Annotated in this window: 15 protein-coding genes; 2 read left to right on the top strand and 13 right to left on the bottom strand. The window is 38.3% G+C overall.

Translation table 11 applies throughout. The annotated features are described in order from the left end of the window. Positions 1-10: 10 nt before the first annotated feature. The 5 genes from EPL05_RS21200 to EPL05_RS21220 all read right to left on the bottom strand — a co-directional run bounded on the left by EPL05_RS21200 (position 11) and on the right by EPL05_RS21220 (position 6,592). Positions 11-1,414, bottom strand: a complete 1,404-nt coding sequence (locus EPL05_RS21200; RefSeq protein WP_128535992.1) for an undecaprenyl-phosphate glucose phosphotransferase — start codon at positions 1,412-1,414, stop codon at positions 11-13. Positions 1,415-1,839: 425 nt separating this feature from the next. Then, positions 1,840-3,252 (bottom strand): undecaprenyl-phosphate glucose phosphotransferase, encoded by a 1,413-nt coding sequence (locus EPL05_RS21205; protein WP_128535993.1) that lies wholly within the window; start codon positions 3,250-3,252, stop codon positions 1,840-1,842. A 185-nt stretch (positions 3,253-3,437) separates the two neighbouring features. Further along, complete coding sequence (locus tag EPL05_RS21210; protein WP_128535994.1) at positions 3,438-4,367, bottom strand: GDP-L-fucose synthase family protein; 930 nt, start codon at positions 4,365-4,367, stop codon at positions 3,438-3,440. 8 nt (positions 4,368-4,375) lie between these two features. Beyond that, the gene (gene gmd, locus EPL05_RS21215) at positions 4,376-5,494 is read right to left on the bottom strand and encodes a GDP-mannose 4,6-dehydratase (RefSeq protein ID WP_128535995.1); all 1,119 of its coding nucleotides are present in this window, start codon (positions 5,492-5,494) and stop codon (positions 4,376-4,378) included. Positions 5,495-5,719: 225 nt separating this feature from the next. Then, entirely contained in the window at positions 5,720-6,592 is an 873-nt protein-coding gene (locus tag EPL05_RS21220; RefSeq protein ID WP_128535996.1) for an SMP-30/gluconolactonase/LRE family protein, read from the bottom strand. A gap of 106 nt (positions 6,593-6,698) precedes the next feature. Between EPL05_RS21220 and EPL05_RS21225 the strand changes: the two genes are divergently transcribed. Together EPL05_RS21225 and EPL05_RS21230 are read left to right on the top strand one after the other, a co-directional pair. After that, positions 6,699-7,826: a glycosyltransferase gene (locus EPL05_RS21225; RefSeq protein ID WP_128535997.1), complete on the top strand. Its 1,128-nt coding sequence runs from the start codon at positions 6,699-6,701 to the stop codon at positions 7,824-7,826. 189 nt (positions 7,827-8,015) lie between these two features. Beyond that, a complete protein-coding gene (locus EPL05_RS21230; protein ID WP_166727774.1) occupies positions 8,016-9,197 on the top strand; it encodes a GH39 family glycosyl hydrolase in 1,182 nt (393 codons plus the stop codon). Positions 9,198-9,209: 12 nt separating this feature from the next. Here the strand turns inward: EPL05_RS21230 and EPL05_RS21235 are convergent, their stop codons facing one another. From EPL05_RS21235 to EPL05_RS21270, 8 genes are read right to left on the bottom strand one after another with little or no spacing between them, the layout of a single operon-like run. Then, positions 9,210-10,328 carry a glycosyltransferase family 4 protein gene (locus EPL05_RS21235; protein WP_128535999.1) on the bottom strand — a complete coding sequence of 373 codons (1,119 nt, stop codon included), beginning with the start codon at positions 10,326-10,328 and terminating at the stop codon, positions 9,210-9,212. Positions 10,329-10,352: 24 nt separating this feature from the next. Further along, positions 10,353-10,856 (bottom strand): serine acetyltransferase, encoded by a 504-nt coding sequence (locus EPL05_RS21240; protein ID WP_128536000.1) that lies wholly within the window; start codon positions 10,854-10,856, stop codon positions 10,353-10,355. Positions 10,857-10,865: 9 nt separating this feature from the next. Then, the gene (locus EPL05_RS21245) at positions 10,866-11,669 is read right to left on the bottom strand and encodes a glycosyltransferase family 2 protein (protein WP_128536001.1); all 804 of its coding nucleotides are present in this window, start codon (positions 11,667-11,669) and stop codon (positions 10,866-10,868) included. A 12-nt stretch (positions 11,670-11,681) separates the two neighbouring features. Beyond that, entirely contained in the window at positions 11,682-12,974 is a 1,293-nt protein-coding gene (locus tag EPL05_RS21250; RefSeq protein WP_128536002.1) for an O-antigen ligase family protein, read from the bottom strand. A 27-nt stretch (positions 12,975-13,001) separates the two neighbouring features. Beyond that, positions 13,002-14,003 carry a glycosyltransferase gene (locus EPL05_RS21255; protein ID WP_128536003.1) on the bottom strand — a complete coding sequence of 334 codons (1,002 nt, stop codon included), beginning with the start codon at positions 14,001-14,003 and terminating at the stop codon, positions 13,002-13,004. 9 nt (positions 14,004-14,012) lie between these two features. After that, on the bottom strand, positions 14,013-14,888 hold the full coding sequence (locus EPL05_RS21260; protein WP_128536004.1) for a 6-hydroxymethylpterin diphosphokinase MptE-like protein: 876 nt from the start codon (positions 14,886-14,888) through the stop codon (positions 14,013-14,015). 5 nt (positions 14,889-14,893) lie between these two features. Next, positions 14,894-16,324, bottom strand: a complete 1,431-nt coding sequence (locus EPL05_RS21265) for an MATE family efflux transporter (protein ID WP_128536005.1) — start codon at positions 16,322-16,324, stop codon at positions 14,894-14,896. Next, a complete protein-coding gene (locus tag EPL05_RS21270; protein WP_166727776.1) occupies positions 16,305-16,835 on the bottom strand; it encodes a hypothetical protein in 531 nt (176 codons plus the stop codon). The genes EPL05_RS21265 and EPL05_RS21270 overlap by 20 nt, the downstream gene beginning before the upstream one ends. Positions 16,836-17,112: the final 277 nt, after the last annotated feature.

Genomic DNA, 17,112 nt, shown 5'->3' on the forward strand with positions numbered 1-17,112 from the left:
GGGGACGGAGTTAAAACGCGTTCTCGTCACCTTTCAGGCTGTTCCAGACGGTGAGGAAGATGATCTTCATATCAAACAGGAACGACCAGTTCTCCAGGTACCATACATCAGCCTCAACTCTTTTAAGCATCGCTTCGGTAGTTACGGTTTCGCCACGTAAGCCTTTTACCTGTGCCCAGCCTGTGATGCCGGGCTTTAAGAAATGCCTAACCATAAACCTGTCTATCAATTGCGAATACTGTATGGTATGGCTCAGCATGTGCGGGCGAGGGCCAACGGTAGACATGTTGCCTATCAATACGTTAAAAAACTGCGGTAACTCGTCTATACTGGTACGGCGCAAAATAGCACCCAAGCGGGTTATGCGCGAATCGTTCCTTACCGCTTGTTTGCTATCGCTATGATTATTGATGCGCATGCTCCTGAATTTATAACACCAAAAGGGGTTATTATCGCGGCCAGAACGCAGCTGCTTAAATAATACAGGGCCTTTAGATTCTAACTTTATCAAGATGGCCAGTATGGGGAACAGCCAGCTGAAGAAGAAGATGATAACGACCAACGAAAAGCAGATATCGAACAAGCGCTTTAAAGATCGGTTCAGCATGTTCTCTAAAGGTTCTGCCCGTACCGATATTACCGGGATATGCCCAAAACTTTGTATTAAAACGGGTTTAATACCGTAATCGTAATATTCGGGTATTATTTTAAAACGGATCAGGTTCTTTTCGGCGCCCGATAATAGTTTTTCTATTTTTTGGGTTTCTGCAACCGGGAGGGTACAAAATATTTCATCTATCTTGTTGTTGAGCACATAACTAATGCATTCATCGGTAGAGCCGAGGTACTTACCTGTTTGCCCGGTTTGTACCGGGTTATCATCAAAAAAGCCAATAAGCTTATAGCCCCTATCGGGGTTTCCGGCAAAAAAACGCTGCAAATCGTTGCTGATGCGGCCGCTTCCAACTATGATCACCTTTCGCGAGTCGAACAAAGATGCCCTGTCGCTTTTGCGGATAGCTAAAAATATGATCTTCCATAGCCATAATAACAGGCCAATTAACGCGGATGCGTAAATGAGGTAAGTGTGCGTTATGTAATAAGCTTTTATACCTACAACAGCTACTATGATAGCAATAAGGGTTACAAAAATAAGATAGGTTTTTATAACGTTTCTGAAGGTGTTTACCGAGTCTTTATTTAAAACCTCATCATACAGGCGTGTTAAATTTGCCGATAACAGCCAGGTAAGGTTAAAAACCAATACAATGGGAAGATAATGCTGGCTGGGCGGCCATAAGATATCTTTTTCGGTGGCTACAATATAATATGCTATCACCATACCCATGTTTAAAACTATGTAATCGGTAACCAGATTGATAGTTTTAAAGAATGTAGCGTAACGATGAACCATTTATTACAATATTTAACTGATAACAGGTAATTTAAATTAACAACCCTTCATCAAACGTTTATGCCCTGCATGGGCAAGCAAATTTGCTGAAGCTTGTATGCGTTTAATACAAGAGGGAATTTAATTTGACGGCAATATCCCATTTTAATAGGTATAATGCCCTCATTACTTTATTCGTTCTCGTTGTAGTTTAACTTATGCATAAGCAGCTGCTCATTTGCTTATTATTTTGAGCCCTAAATTATACATTTTTAAGAAACTATACTTTATAAGTTCTGCGTTAATTTTAATGTTATACGCAGCTTAATTATTACTATAAAATGCCCGATGCTTAAGCACAGGCTAATACAAATTATTACGCTTTAACGCCTTTATATACAGGGGGAGTGGCAGGTAATTATTTGCGGGCATCATTAAACATGCTTTTAAAAAGCATGCTTATCGCCAACCAGGGTTTTCCAAAAAGTAAGGAAAATGATCTTAACGTCGAGCAGCAGGCTCCAGTTTTCGATATACCAGATGTCATAGTTAACACGGGCCATCATCAGAGACGGGTCGCTGGTTTCGCCTCTGAAACCATTTACCTGTGCCCAGCCGGTTATACCCGGTTTAACCAGGTGCCTTACCAGGTAATTATCTATAACCTCTTTCGATTCGAGATTTAACGGCGTAGGGTGAGGGCGGGGGCCCACTACCGACATATTGCCTATCAGCACGTTGACGAATTGGGGGAACTCATCAAGATTTGATTTTCTTAAGAAAGCACCAACCCTGGTTATCCTCGGGTCGTTCTTTTTCGCTTGCTGGTATTTACCGCTATTTTCGTCAACGTCTTTAGACATCATCTTCATCGAGCGGAATTTAAAGCATTTTATTTTTTCGTTCTTTTTGCCCCAGCGTTCCTGAATAAAGAATACAGGGCCCGGTGAACTTAGTTTAATAGCTAATGCGATAAGCGGGAAGAGCCACGAACATACCAAAACCAATACAAGGGAGCTGAACACGATATCGAAAACCCGCTTTATCGACCGCAGGTGGATCTCATCCAAGGGCTCGTGCCTCAGGGTTATCATCGGGAAGCCATTAAAGATGCTTACGTTGTACTGCGAGTTTATCAGTTCATGATAGGCCGGTATAATACGCAACTTTACCGTGTTGCGGCCAACTACGCTGGCAATATGCTTAATTTTATTGTGAGCCCTGTTGGGCAATGCTACTACCACCTCGTCAAATTCTACCGAGTGGCTTTCCATCATTTCGTCAATTTTATCAACGGTGCCTAAGTACTTACCATTAAGGTAAGGCTTTTGCTCGTCATCCAAAAAGCCAATAATTTCATACCCCAGGTGCATGTTGCCATCAATGATGTTAGAAAACTCCATGCCTGTTTTACCGCCGCCTATAACCAATATGCGTTTTTTGTTCATCCCCTTTTTTTGCAGGAAAACCATCAGGCGCTTATAAAAAAGCTTTTCTAATGGGATGAGTATGCTAAGGAACAATACGTAAAAAAATAAAAAGCTCTTACTGTTATAGGTTTGGTGGGAGGTGAAAAAGAAAAGTATAACCAAACAAGCTTGTATAAAGATGCTGTTCGCGGTTTTATACAGGTTGGCAGTTAACGATTTTGAGTTAAGATCGTCTGACGTTTTTGTAGAGCGCGAAGAAAAATACCATCCTATTACAAGCAAAGGAAGCATCCAAACGTTAAGAAGGATAAAGTTGCGGTGATATACCCTGGTGAGGATATAAAACGCCAGAATAAAGCAAACGGTTAGAAGCAGCACCTCGTTAACAAAACGAAAGAAATTGAACCGATATTTATATCTTAATTCCATATACCGTGCAAATAGCCTATTCTATTGTTAAGAAAATAAATTATACTAATGTTAATAGGGCAGACTAAAGTTAATCATATTAGGAATACTTTTTGCTAATTTTTGATAATAAGGAATAATAATCAAATAGTTATCTGATTATTACCCGTTAGCAATATTGTATGTGCGTAACCTATAGTGTGCGTTTAAACTGCAATTTTTAAAAAGTCGGCATAAGCTAAAGTTATACCTTTTTCTAAATCTGTTTTATATTGCCATCCCAGATCGCGTAACTTGCTTACGTCCATTAGTTTTCGGGGTGTACCATCTGGCTTAGTATGATCAAATAAGATCTCGCCCTCGTAACCAACAATTTTTTTAATGAGCACCGCCAGATCTTTTATTGATATATCTTCGCCGGTACCAATGTTAATTAAACCGTTTTGATTGTGCGTTTGCATTAAATAAAAACAGGCCTCTGCCAAATCTTCGGCAAACAAAAACTCGCGCTTTGGTGTGCCCGTACCCCAGATGGTTACAGAACCCGCCTGTTGTTGCTTGGCTTCGTGAAACCGCCTTATTAAGGCCGGCAGTACATGAGAGTTTTCCGGATGATAATTATCGTTATATCCATATAAGTTAGTAGGCATAACAGATACAAAATTGCATCCGTACTGCGCAACGTAAGCGTCACACATTTTTATGCCTGCTATCTTGGCGATGGCGTAAGGTTCGTTTGTTGGTTCCAGCAGGCCGGTTAACAAATATTCTTCTTTTAATGGCTGCGGTGCAAGTTTGGGATAAATACAACTCGACCCCAAAAACATCAACTTTTTAACCTTATTTACAAAAGACGAATGAATAACATTATTTTGTATTTGTAAATTATCATACAAAAAATCGGCGCGATAAATGTTATTTGCCATGATGCCACCCACCTTGGCCGCTGCCAAAAACACATAGTCGGGTTTTTCTAATTCAAAAAAACCGGATACTTGTTGTTGGTTACGTAGATCCAGATCTGTCGAAACGCGCGTTACAATATTATTAAATCCTTGTTTTTTAAGAAAGGCTACAATTGCAGATCCAACCATGCCACGATGGCCGGCAACATAAACTTTATCGGTTTTTTCCATTCGTGCTATTATTCGAATTGATTTTTGATCTTGTAGCCAGAGTCTTTCAGTAATTTCTCACGCTGGAATAATTCAAGATCAGCAGCAACCATTTCCTTAACCAAAGCTTGTAGATCATATTTTGGTTTCCAGCCTAATTTTTCGTTGGATTTGGTAGGGTCGCCAATTAGTAATTCAACTTCTGTTGGCCTGAAGTATTTAGAATCAACAGATACAACTTCGGTTCCGGCTTCTAACTGGAAATCCGGGTTGTTGCACTTCACAACAAATCCTTTTTCATTTTCGCCAGTACCCTTAAATTCAACTTCGATGCCAACTTCAGCAAACGCCAGGCGAACAAATTCGCGTACCGTTGTAGTTACACCAGTTGCTATAACAAAGTCTTCTGCAACTTCCTGCTGTAAAATAAGGTACATTGCTTCCACATAGTCCTTAGCGTGGCCCCAATCGCGTTGGGCATCTAAGTTTCCTAAAAATAATTTCCCTTGCAATTTCATAGCAATTTTAGCTACTGCCCTGGTAATTTTACGGGTAACAAAGGTTTCGCCCCTTAAAGGGCTTTCGTGGTTAAATAATATTCCGTTGCAGGCAAACATATTGTATGCCTCGCGGTAATTTACGGTTATCCAATAAGCGTAAAGCTTTGCCACCGCATACGGCGACCGTGGATAAAACGGCGTAGTTTCTGATTGTGGAACGGCTTGCACCAAACCATATAATTCAGATGTAGATGCCTGGTATATTTTAGTTTTTTTAGTAAGATTTAGTAACCTAACTGCCTCAAGTATCCTGAGTGTACCTATACCATCTGCGTTAGCAGTATATTCTGGCGTATCAAAACTTACCTTAACGTGAGACATTGCCCCAAGATTATAAATTTCGTCTGGTTGTACCTGCTGTATAATACGTATCAGGTTGGTTGAGTCGGACAAATCACCGTAGTGAAGTACAAAGCGTTGATCTTCATCATGTGGATCATGGTATATATGATCGATACGATCGGTATTAAATAGTGAGCTACGACGTTTTATGCCGTGAACTTCATAGCCTTTAGATAATAACAAGTCGGCTAAATAAGCTCCATCCTGTCCAGTGATACCAGTTACTAAAGCAATTTTTTTATTCATATAAATTTTGGTAGTGTAATTAATCAAATAATTCAAATATACTAAAATTTAAGCCTGTTGGTAGTGAAATTCGAAATTTTAATTATTAAATATTAACATAATAAATATTTAACAGGTTAAAAAGAACATCACTTTATTACAAGAATGTAATAATTCACCTTCAATATTGGCCATTTATCGCGTTACCGCTGGCTTAAATTTATATCTATAATTCTTGCTGGGGGGCTAAAAATTAAATCTGTGGCTTCGGCAACCAGCAACTGTGGTTTCCGCAACAAATAGCGATCCGCTCAACGGATACTCGTTTAGTTCATCTTCGCTCATTTCACAACTCGCGGTAGTAATATAAAGCTGATTTAGGTTTTTACCGCCAAATGCGCAAGAGGTTACCTTAGGTGCCGGTACGTTAACCTTTTGTAATTGCTTACCAGTTTGCGGATCGTACCTGCCCACACCAAAACCATCCCAAAGGGCTATCCAAAGCATACCTTCACTATCAATCGTCATTCCGTCGGGATACCCTTCGGTTGACGGTATTTTAATGATGACCCGCTTATTGGCAATACTCCCGGTGTTCTTATCAAAATCGTACTGTGACACCTCGCCGGTTGGCGTATCTATGTGATACATTAAACTACTATCGGCAGACCAGGCCATCCCATTGGATATAGTTAAGCCGTCTAAGTGTTCAGCAAGTGTAAAATCGCTGGTTAGGCTGTACAGTTTGTTATCACTGGTGGCATTTCCAACTGTTAACGTACCTACCCAAAACCTTCCCTGCGGGTCGCACTTGCCATCGTTAAATCGTTTATGTTCCTGGTGGATCTGGGTTTTTAACTTATACTCAATTTCGCCGGTAAGTAAATCAAGAGTGGCTATCCCATCCTGCAATGCCACCAAAACTTTGTTATTAGCACAGGGTACTACCGTTCCAATTCTTTTATGGACATTGTAAACCGAGTTTTTTTGCGTTAGCGGGTCGTACACGTTAAACAATCTACCCTTAATATCTACCCAATAAAGCTTTTGATTATCATAGTCCCAGATGGCTCCCTCACCTAAAACGGCGTTAAAATTTAAGAGTAAACTGGCGTTCATTTTTAATAATTTATAATAAGGTGGTTTTCGCGTTGCTAATTAAACAAAAATAGGAATGATATTGATTATTTTTTTTAAAATTACAGGGTAAAACGATTATTACAGCATGACGAACCCGGACAAAATTAAAGTGTTACACATTTCCCAGGTACAGGGAGGAATAGAAACTTATATAGAACAAATCATAACTAACATAGATCGGAACCGTTTTGAAGTGATGCTTGCATGCCCGGCACAAAGAGAATCGATAATTAAAATGGTTAATAAGTACAACGTACCCTACATTAACCTCGAGATAACTATAGAAATTGCGCCTTTAAGCGATTTGAAAAGTATTATTGAAACGATAAAATTAGTGCGCAGGCTTAAACCTGATATTATACATGCGCATAGTTCTAAGGCAGGTATGACAACCAGGCTGGCCAGTATATTTTTTAAACCAAAGGTTTTTTATACGCCAAATGCCTATGCATACTTAGGGCAAAAAGGTTTAAAACGGAAAGTGTTATTATGGATAGAAAAATTAGCAATACCTTTTACCGATTTTTTGCTCGCCGCATCGCAATCGGAGGCGCGCAGGTCTAAAGTGGATGTGGGGTTTCCTGATCGTAAAGTTGTAGTATACCCAAACAGTATTGAAATACTGCCTCAGCGCGACGAACCTGTAGTTGCTCCTAAAAACTTTAAAATGATAACCATGGTAGGGCGGTTGGTTGACCAGAAGAATCCTATGATGTTTCTGCGTGTTTGCAAACTGGTTACCGATCTGCGTAACGATATCCGCTTTCAGATCGTAGGGGCAGGGTTTGATGATAAGTGGAAAGATGCCCTTGAACAGTATATAGCAGAGAATCATCTTGAGGAGAAGATTAACATATTATCATGGAAATCCCGGGAGGAATTGCTCCAAACTATCCGCGAAACGGATGTTTTTGTAATGACATCTATGTTCGAGTCGTTTGGCTATGTTGTAGCCGAAGCCCAAATGCTGCAGGTGCCGGTTGTAGCCACCAATGTTGACGGGCTAAATGAAATTATACAGGATGGCGTTACCGGATACCTGATTGAGGTTGACGACGACCAATCAATGGCCGACAAGATATTAGCTGTTATTGATGACAGCGTAAAAACTGCAGATATGGTAAAAAAGGGCAGAGAGAGAGTTAGCGATTTATTTGATATTAAAACCAACATTAAAATATTAGAGCAATTTTATACTGAAAATAGTTTATAAGGCGTTTAAGCCCAAGTACTAACAAAGCATTGTATGAAAGCGCGGAAGAGATTTGTCATTATTAGCCTTGGTTTACCGTTAATACTTTTTAGCAACCTGTTTTATTGTATTTACCCCAAAGCGGCTCAGCCACAAAACATCACAATTTCTGTAGACTGTAGTAAACCACGCATATCGCCCCAAAAATCGATGATTGGCTTCCTGCTTTCGGTAAATGCGCAGAAACCCACATCAGACCTTATACAGCCGCTGCAGCCAAAATACTGGAGGATAAGTTCGAGAAACAAAAAGATGATGGCGCGGATGAAAGCTTTTGGTGCAAAGCCTATTTTTTTGGTGAGCGATGTTTTTAAGTATGCAGGCCCCGATAATGATTTTAAGAAAACGCCGGTACTTTTGATGCGCCAATGGAAAGATACCGTACGCAGTGTTATGTTTCAGTATAAAGCAGAGAGGATTAAACCGATATATGATATATGGAACGAGCCCAACGGCAAGCAATTTTGGAGCGGGAGTGACGAAGAGTTTTTTAGTACTTACAAAAATGGTTACGACCAGATAAGGAGCATGGCCGGTGGTAGCACGGCTATGGTATCCGGCCCGTCGATCTCTAAATTTGATGTAGCCTTCTTAGGAAAGTTTTTAGATTATTGCCTCGCAAATAAAATGACGCTGGATGTACTTAGCTGGCACGAATTTAAAAGCGAAGATGATATACCAAAAGTAGCAGACGATATTTTGCTCGCAAAATCGATGTTTGTAAATAACCCTAAGTATGCGGCGCTGCATATTAAATCGGTGCAGATAAATGAGATAATCCCGCAGAGCGACCAGTTTTCGCCCGGCAGCATACTCGCATACTTTGTTTATTTAGAAAAAGGTGGTGCTGATGGTGCCTGTAAGGCCTGCTGGACCGAATCTAACGGCAAAAGCAACTGTTTTAACAATTCGTTAGATGGGCTTATAGATGCGGAAACGATGCAGCCCCGGGCAGCCTGGTGGGCGTATAAATATTATAATTTAAGTTTAACTAACCGGTTGAAGTACCGCTCGAATAACAGCCATGTGGTATGCTTTGCAAATTATCAAACAGATAAGATCCAGGTTTTACTGGGCTATTATGGTGATAAGAGGAAAAATGTATCAGTAACAAATGTTAATTTAAGCTTAAACAGCATCAACTCCCTGGCTTCGTTTGCCGGGAAAAGCAGCGTAAATATCTCTGTGCTATCTATCCCCAATACCGGGGAAGATGTAATGGACGCCCCGAAGGCTACCTATCAAACTACAGCAATCATAACCAACGGGCAAATCAATTTTTCTGTACCGGAGGTTTATTTAAGCGGTGCTTGTGTGGTTAATATCAATTAAGAGGGGAAGTCGTTAACTATTTAGCTTATAAAATTCATGTTCGATACTCTTCAAATAAACGGGTAAAGAATATTTTTCATAAAACAGATCATTACCTCTTATTCCAAATTGTTTAATTATCTCCGGATGATTAATTAAATATTCAATTTTGTCAGCTATTTGATGTTCGTTTTTTATATCAACCAGATAGCCAGACTCGTTGTCGGCCACGATGGATTGTATACCGCGCCACCGTGTTGCTATCACCGGTAATTTATATTGCATAGCCTCCAGTATCACAACTCCCAATGATTCTGATACAAAGAAACTGGGAAAGCAAAAAATGTCGGCTTTTAAGAACGCCTGATTTTTAGAGTCGCCTGTGATCACCCCCAAATGCTCAAAATGATCTTCCATTTTAAGTTCATGCACCCGTGCGAAGAACTTTTCCTTGTAATCGTCAGTTTCAAACACGCCGGCAATCCTAAGTTTTATCTTATAGTTTTTGTTAACCAATAAGCCAACTGCCTCTAATAAAAATCCTTCGCCCTTTGTTGAATTTAATAATCCAACAAATAATATGTTTAAAACTCCGTTTCCGTCAAAAAATACTTTTTTGGTATCTTTAGGGTAAGTGTTGGGAATGCCATAAGCCAAAAATGAATTTATTTTTGATTGAAAAAATAACCCGTCATCGGGATTGAAACGCGAATTAGCTACAGAAAGCTCCGGCTTGTTATATACCAAGTTAATTAGGTATTTGCCCCATTTGTTAAATGAAAAATACTCTTCTGACAGGCCGGCAGCATGAAAGTGGAATATTGTTTTTTTGAATAAAAACCTGGTAGGTAATAATATAATAATGTCTCGGTATACACTTGTTTTAGGTGCATTACTTGGAGGATAGTACAATACTTTTATGTTGTGTTTAAACTTTAGGTACCAGGTTTTTAAAATTATTTCGAACAGATGGGTGAATTTGTAAAAGTTAAACGATCCTTTTTCGTTCATTTCTTTCGAAAAACACATCCTGACGTGAAAGATTTCTATTTTTTCATATTCGCCTCTAACGATGTGATCAATCATTATTGCCTGGCCGCCGTATGGAGGAGGGGTTTGGCCAACCACCAGGATTTTTAACTTTTTAGGCATAAAATGGGATTGCGAATTTTAGATTTAGTTATTCTTTATAATGCGTGCCGGGTTACCAACCACGATACAATTAGAGGGAATGTCTTTTGTTATTATTGAGCCGGCGCCTATTTTAACATTATCACCAATTGTTATATGGCCAAGAATACACACGTTGGCACCTATATTTACGTTGTTTCCAATTATGGGGCTGTCTAATCGGCTAAATTCTGTTTCCCCCTTATTACCTATTGTTGTAGAGTGCCTTAAAATGCAATTTTCTCCTATTATAGTATTACCATTTACTATTAATGCCTGGCCGTGGAATAATTGCAATCCTTTCCCAGCGGTTAAATTCCATGAAAGTTCTACGCCTAAAACCCACTCAACAAAAAATCTGTAGAATAACAAATACCAACAAAACAGGACGGTTAATATAATATTTGATTTTACCAAAGTTGCAGATCTAAATAGCAACAGAACCAGCTGACCTTTAAAATACCCTTTGTTAGTACTCCAGTCCTGAAAGATATTGAAATTTCTTTTCATAGCTTGAGTTTATCCTTTTGCTATCTTTCCTGACAATAGGGGAGCTAACAGATGTTTCCTTTTATAAAAGAACTGGCCTATGCTGGTTTGTGACACGTCTTTTTTAAATACCGACCATCGGTACCAAAACCGGGTACTAAGGCCCTGGTCGTTATATGTTTGTACTGATTTGTAAAACTCCTTGTACATGTCCTTGTAATGCAAATCACTCGTTCCTTCCAATCTAAAATTAGCCAGACTTTTGTTGATGTAATAAAACGGAACTTGTTTGCTTAAAGCCCGGTGTAAAAACTCAACATCCATGGTGTATTTATATTCCTTGGAAAATGTGCCTATTTCTTTATAAACGTTGCCGGTAACAAAAACCGACGGATGATTAAGCGACATATATTTCCACATTTTGGAAAGGTCGGAAATCCGTATATAGCTCATGTCGTCATCAAAGTACCTGATATCGCCGAAATAGATCCCTTTTTTTTGCTCATTCTTGTTGTAGAAATCTACCACTGTTTCAATAGTATCCGGGTAAAAAAAGTCGTCGGAATTTAATATCCCTATAATTTCACCTGTGGCTTTGGCTATACCTTTATTGAAAGCGTCACTGATGCCTTCATCCTTTTCAGAAACCAGCACCTTCACAAGGTTGCAGTAGGTTTTCACGATATCAAGGGTGCCGTCTTTGGAACCTCCATCAATTACAATATACTCTATGTTTTTATAGGACTGATCCCTGATGCTATCAATGCACTTGTTTAAAAAACGCTCGCCATTGTATACAATGGTTATTATAGATACTAATGGATTTGAATTCATAACAGTAATAAATTATTGGTAAACTGTTTCGGTTTGAATTGTAAATGTCCGTTCATATTTACTAAACCCAGAAATAATGAGCACGCTTTGAAATAAATAGATCATACCGGGCGAATAGAAGCCGTTTAAGGTTTCGGTAGCGCTGCTTAATAAATAGTAACACCAAAAGCCAACAATAAGCAGCGGTAAAAACATCTCTCCCCCCATCTTCCACAGCCTTATTGCATAAATAATTGATTTTCTGATCAGCATAAAAGTAACAATGACGCCAATATAACCTATGTCGTAAACGGTAGAGAAAAACGTGTTGTGTGGGCTTATATAATTTGGACGTGCCCAATCTTTGAAAAAATAAGCCCACAACTTAGAAGCTCCCGAGCTGTAGTGGCCATATTCGCCATATCCAATTACATCCATCCACCGGAAATCGGAGAGAACTTCAGTAGATTTAGTCCACACCAGTACCCTTGCAAGGCTTTCTTTTTCATCGGTACGCAACAACGACGATGATACGGAAGTATATATTATAGGTAGCAAATATAACAGGAGAAATGGTGCAGCAATTAAATAAACAGGCATAATTTTAGAGTATTTGAACAGCCTTGTTTTGCTTATATAATACATGATGAATGATCCTACAATGGCATTGAATAAAAAGGATCTGTCATCAACTAAAAGGATAGATGCCAACGCAATAAAAATAACTAAAATGTTTATTAATTTTAGTTTTTGGATGGTCATTACCAATACAACTAATAACAAAGCCCCAACGATGTCACCATAGGTATTTAACCCACCGCCCGATAACGGGAAGATCACCCGTTGTATATGTATACCGAATTTCGATAGCATTACAGCTTCAGTTGTATTTTCTATAACAACAAATGAGGATATTTTGATTCCGAGGCTCCAAAGCAATAAGTTTAATGATACAAATATTGCCAGGGGGTAAAACATCGTATACGCAACTACCTTCTTCCAGTCGAGTGACCTGCTGGATACTAAATAAACATAGCTTGTTAATATGAAAAACGAATAGGTTAAGTAAACTGCTACACTGTAAATAACGTTAATTGTTGTTGATACAGGTGACGCCGTTCTTAAAAGTGAAACTACCGTTATTAAAACAAAAACAACTAAAGTTTTATCTACCGCACTGTAAGGAAATAAATGCTTTGTTTTTCGGTAGTCGTTCACAGCAATGCCCAATATAAAGGCAATAGTTAAAAAACGTACAACCTGATTATCAGTAACACGTTCAATTTGGAGGTATATAAGCGTAAAGCCAATAATTCTGAAAATCATTTTTGATCGTTTTTATTAACCGGATAATTACAAGTAATATTTGCTTAAAAAAGCTCTTTTATCATTTAATTCTTTGTGATTTTTTACAATCTCCTTTAAAGCAGCTGTTTGCATTTTTATTATAAAAGGCTTCGCGCTTTTTTCCTTAAAAAGAAAGTAATCTTTAACCACAAGTATAGTTTGTAAAATTAATTGCCCTATCCAGTGGGCGTAAAATAGCTTTTTTACAGGCCCCGTGCCTGGTAAAAATGAATGATATAGTTTGATGTGAGCAGAAGCAGCACCAAAACCTTCATACATTCTTAGTGCATATTCTTTATTTAGCCTTTTTTTAGGTATGAAATGTTTAAACTGTAACTTCGAGCTGTACCAAAGCTGGTGGTTATTCATTAATGCAAAAAAACTGATGGCGGCATCATCACCTGCGGCCAATACGGTGCCTTTACGGCCGGACAAAAGTAAGTTAGAATGATTGAAGTTGGCGTAAATATCCTGTAACAGTTTTTTTCTTGCCACGGTTCCTGCACCATATATAAGCGGCCTGTCGCTATCAACCGGCCCTTCTGATGAACTGCCTTGCGGCCCCATAGCATAGCCTGTTTCGGCTATGAAGTTTGATAACCATTCCGGTTTGTCAATTTCATACACAGGGCTTCCGGCGCCGCCGCATAAACCGATATTTTTATTTTGATCCATAACCCTGAAAGCGTTTTGTACATAGCCTTCACAAAGCCAGTTATCATCATCACAAAAGATCAAATAATCGTATTTCGATTCGTTTTTGCCCTTTATCCTGGCACTCATCAGGCCGGGAGAGCTTTCAAATACGATTTTAAAATCTGCCGGGCTTTGATATTTGCGCCATTCTTCGGCAGCAAAGGTCGATGTATTATCAGTGGAGGCATTATCAACAACAATTATCTCCCAATTTAAAGAGGCATCTGTTTTTTGCTTTGCCAAATGCGCCAGTGTTGGCGCTAATAAACTGGTGCTATTGTAACAGCAAATTATAACAGAAATTCCATTCATAAATGTTAATTATTTACTGAATAAGTCGTCGTAATTAACTCTTTCAAATACATCTAAATGTCCACCTACGGTAGCGTTCCAAACATTGCGCGAATCTTTTTTAAATGCGTCCCGGGCTTTTGTAAAACCCATTTCCATCCTGTCAACCTTTGGGTCGTGCCAACGGTAGCCCTTACCGAAATAGTCTTTTGAGAAGTGGTTTACATCGTCAGATTCGGACATTATAACTGTACTTGTGTCAAGGTTCGCTTCTTTTGGGATGGCGTAATTATGATCAAAACCAATCATATAAACTTTTTCGAATCCTAAGAAATACGCTAATTGCAAGCACATAAAAGTTACGCTACCGCCAACCCCTAAACTACGCACTAAATTAGTAGTGAAAAACGGAGTGAAGGGTTCATCGTAATTAAGCAACACATTGGTTGTAATTGTATTTTCATCTTTCGTCAATACATAATCCAAATACGAGCCAAAAAACTTTAGTTTGGGTCCTTTATATTTGTTTATTTCAGATGCCCGATCTTCGGCTACAAGGTAATCTTCCACTACGTAAAAGGTTGGGTGGAACTGCATCTTCTCATAGTTAAGATAAATTGCATTTACCCCAAATGTGTATTCATTTTTGAGCTTTGTCAAATCCATCTTATTTAACGATGGCCCGTTACCTATTATAAAACACCGCTCGCCTTTATATTTATTTTTAAGTGAGGCCAACCATTTTTCGTTTTTTGTAAGATAAATACCATTTGATGCTAACCTAAACCTGGTAGAGTAGAAAAATAATTTAAAAAGATTAGGGCTCTTGTCAAAACTAAAATAGGAGTGTTTATCAACGAAAGTAAAAAATACAGGATAGAAAATTTTTTTTAAGATATTTTTCATTTTAGTTAGTGTAAAATTAGTTTAATAAAAGACGCCGTTAACAGCAGCGCTAAAGGAATTGCGGCACTTTTTAAGAAATAGCTCATAAATCCGGTTTTTAGAGAATCTAATGAGAGCTTTACGTTCCACCAATTATTGATGGCGAGGTTTGATACACCCTGTGCTATCGGGAATGCCCAAATACCAACTTTTGGTAAAAGTAAAATCACGAGGCCGATATTTATTAACCCCGATATAATGGCTGACTTATAAAAAGGAACTTTGTTGGTGGTGACAACAATTTGTGCGTGCATGGCGTGATGCCGTTCTAAAAACCAAACCAGCCCTATAACAATAATTATTTTGTAATCTATCAAATAAGCTTTAGATCCAATAAGGCTTAAGCCCCAGTTACCCAAAAACATAAGTACAATTAAGCCTAAGCTATAAATCAGAAGCGCTTTTTGCATGCTGCTTGCCGAGAGGGTTATTAATTCTTGTATTTTATGCTTTATCCGTAACCCGGTTAGTATAGGCAGTTTTGAATAAAACGGGGCCTGAGAGAATTGCGAAACAGTTGTTATTAATTTCAACGTGAGCAGATAAGCGGCTAACATTGATGCATTTGAAACATTGGAATATATTAAGCCCGTTACCTGATTTATGCCGGTAGAGCACAAAATTAATAGGCCAGATCGCCAGGTTGGGTTCCAGCACCAAAGAAAAACCTCTTTATCGAAAGAGAAGAACTTCATCTTTTTGAAGACTCCGTCGCAAATAGATCTCTCCAGGTAAAAATCTCTTAAAACTAATATTACGCTAAATAGCAATTGAACGCTTGCCAGGTAAATAAGGTTGAATTTGAAAAATACAACAAGCACTGATGCTACCGTGCTTAAAAGATTGTTTATGATATCCCACCTGTTTATTAATATTATATTATTTGTACCAATGATAACCGAATCAAATTTCCTTGCAAAGAAGCTTACAAATACGCTAAACCCGTAGATATAATAGGCTATCCAAAGTTGAGAAGGCTCGCTTGATTTTATAATTACCCTGTTAAACGAATAGTAGGTAAAAGAAAATATAACCACCACCACCAAAAAACTTATGAAAAGGTAAGTGGAGTTGATTGTTCCGTAAACGCGCCCCATCAAAGGCCAGTTCGGCTTATTTTCATCATGCTTTTGCTTCCCGTCTATATCTGTTAAAGTTTCCAGACCATTAAACACATACGACACCACCCTGGAAAAGGTTGGATAAAAGCCGAAATCTATTACTATAGCGAAAGAGTTGATTGTTAGTAACAGGTACCAAAACGCAATTTCGTTAATGTCGTAATTAACCAGGATAAGCGGAGTGAGTACAAGTAATTTTATACTCCCGCTTACCATATTTCCCCAGGTTAACACAGTGGGGGATGCCCAAACTTTATTAATTAACTTCTTTAACATCAATCTTTTTTATTTGGTTAACTGTCCTATTACAAATTTCATCGAACCCTATTTGTGTAAAATGGATGTTATCGATAGTGTATTTTTTTATTTCAGTGTCCGACCATTCTTTTAAATCGATGCATCTCAAATACTTATTCAGGATGCTATCAAAATCGCCGACTAACTCACCAATATTTTCGGGCCTGCCTTTAGTAAAGTTACCTTCCCAGTTTTTAGCAAACCGGTTTGAATTGATCCATACCAGGTTTTTAATTTCTGCCAACTGCGGCATAACTTTATTAAGCAAATACTCCTTTGAATATAAATTAACGGTTGGCTCGCCCTTGTATAAAGTTGAGAACGGCTTGCTATAATAATGCTCGTTAGCTTTAAATACGTCGCTAAAGTAGTGGTCGTTTTTTTTACTGTCTTTCACCGCAGCAATATTACTAATGGGCCTTGGCGAAAAATCTACCACACCACAATGAAGAATTACAGCTTTATACTTTGATGTGTCGTGGTTCTTCACCGTGTCTAAAAAATCAATTATGGTAGTGTACTTTTCGGGGCAAATAAAATAAGTAACCCTGTAATTGTTGATTAGGCCATTTAAATAGGAATCGAAAAAGATTTTCCCCCATCTGTTAATTACATTAAAGCCTCTTGAATCGGTATAAAGCAAAATGGCCGGCTTATTGATGTTTTTTAGGGTTAAAAATTTATGCCAAACAAAAAATAAAACATTTAAGAAATTACTTATTAATGGTAATACTACCTTGAAAATTTTCTTTTTCAAATTGTTCATG

Origin of the sequence: Mucilaginibacter gilvus, assembly GCF_004054195.1 — a bacterium.
Taxonomy (GTDB): domain Bacteria; phylum Bacteroidota; class Bacteroidia; order Sphingobacteriales; family Sphingobacteriaceae; genus Mucilaginibacter; species Mucilaginibacter gilvus.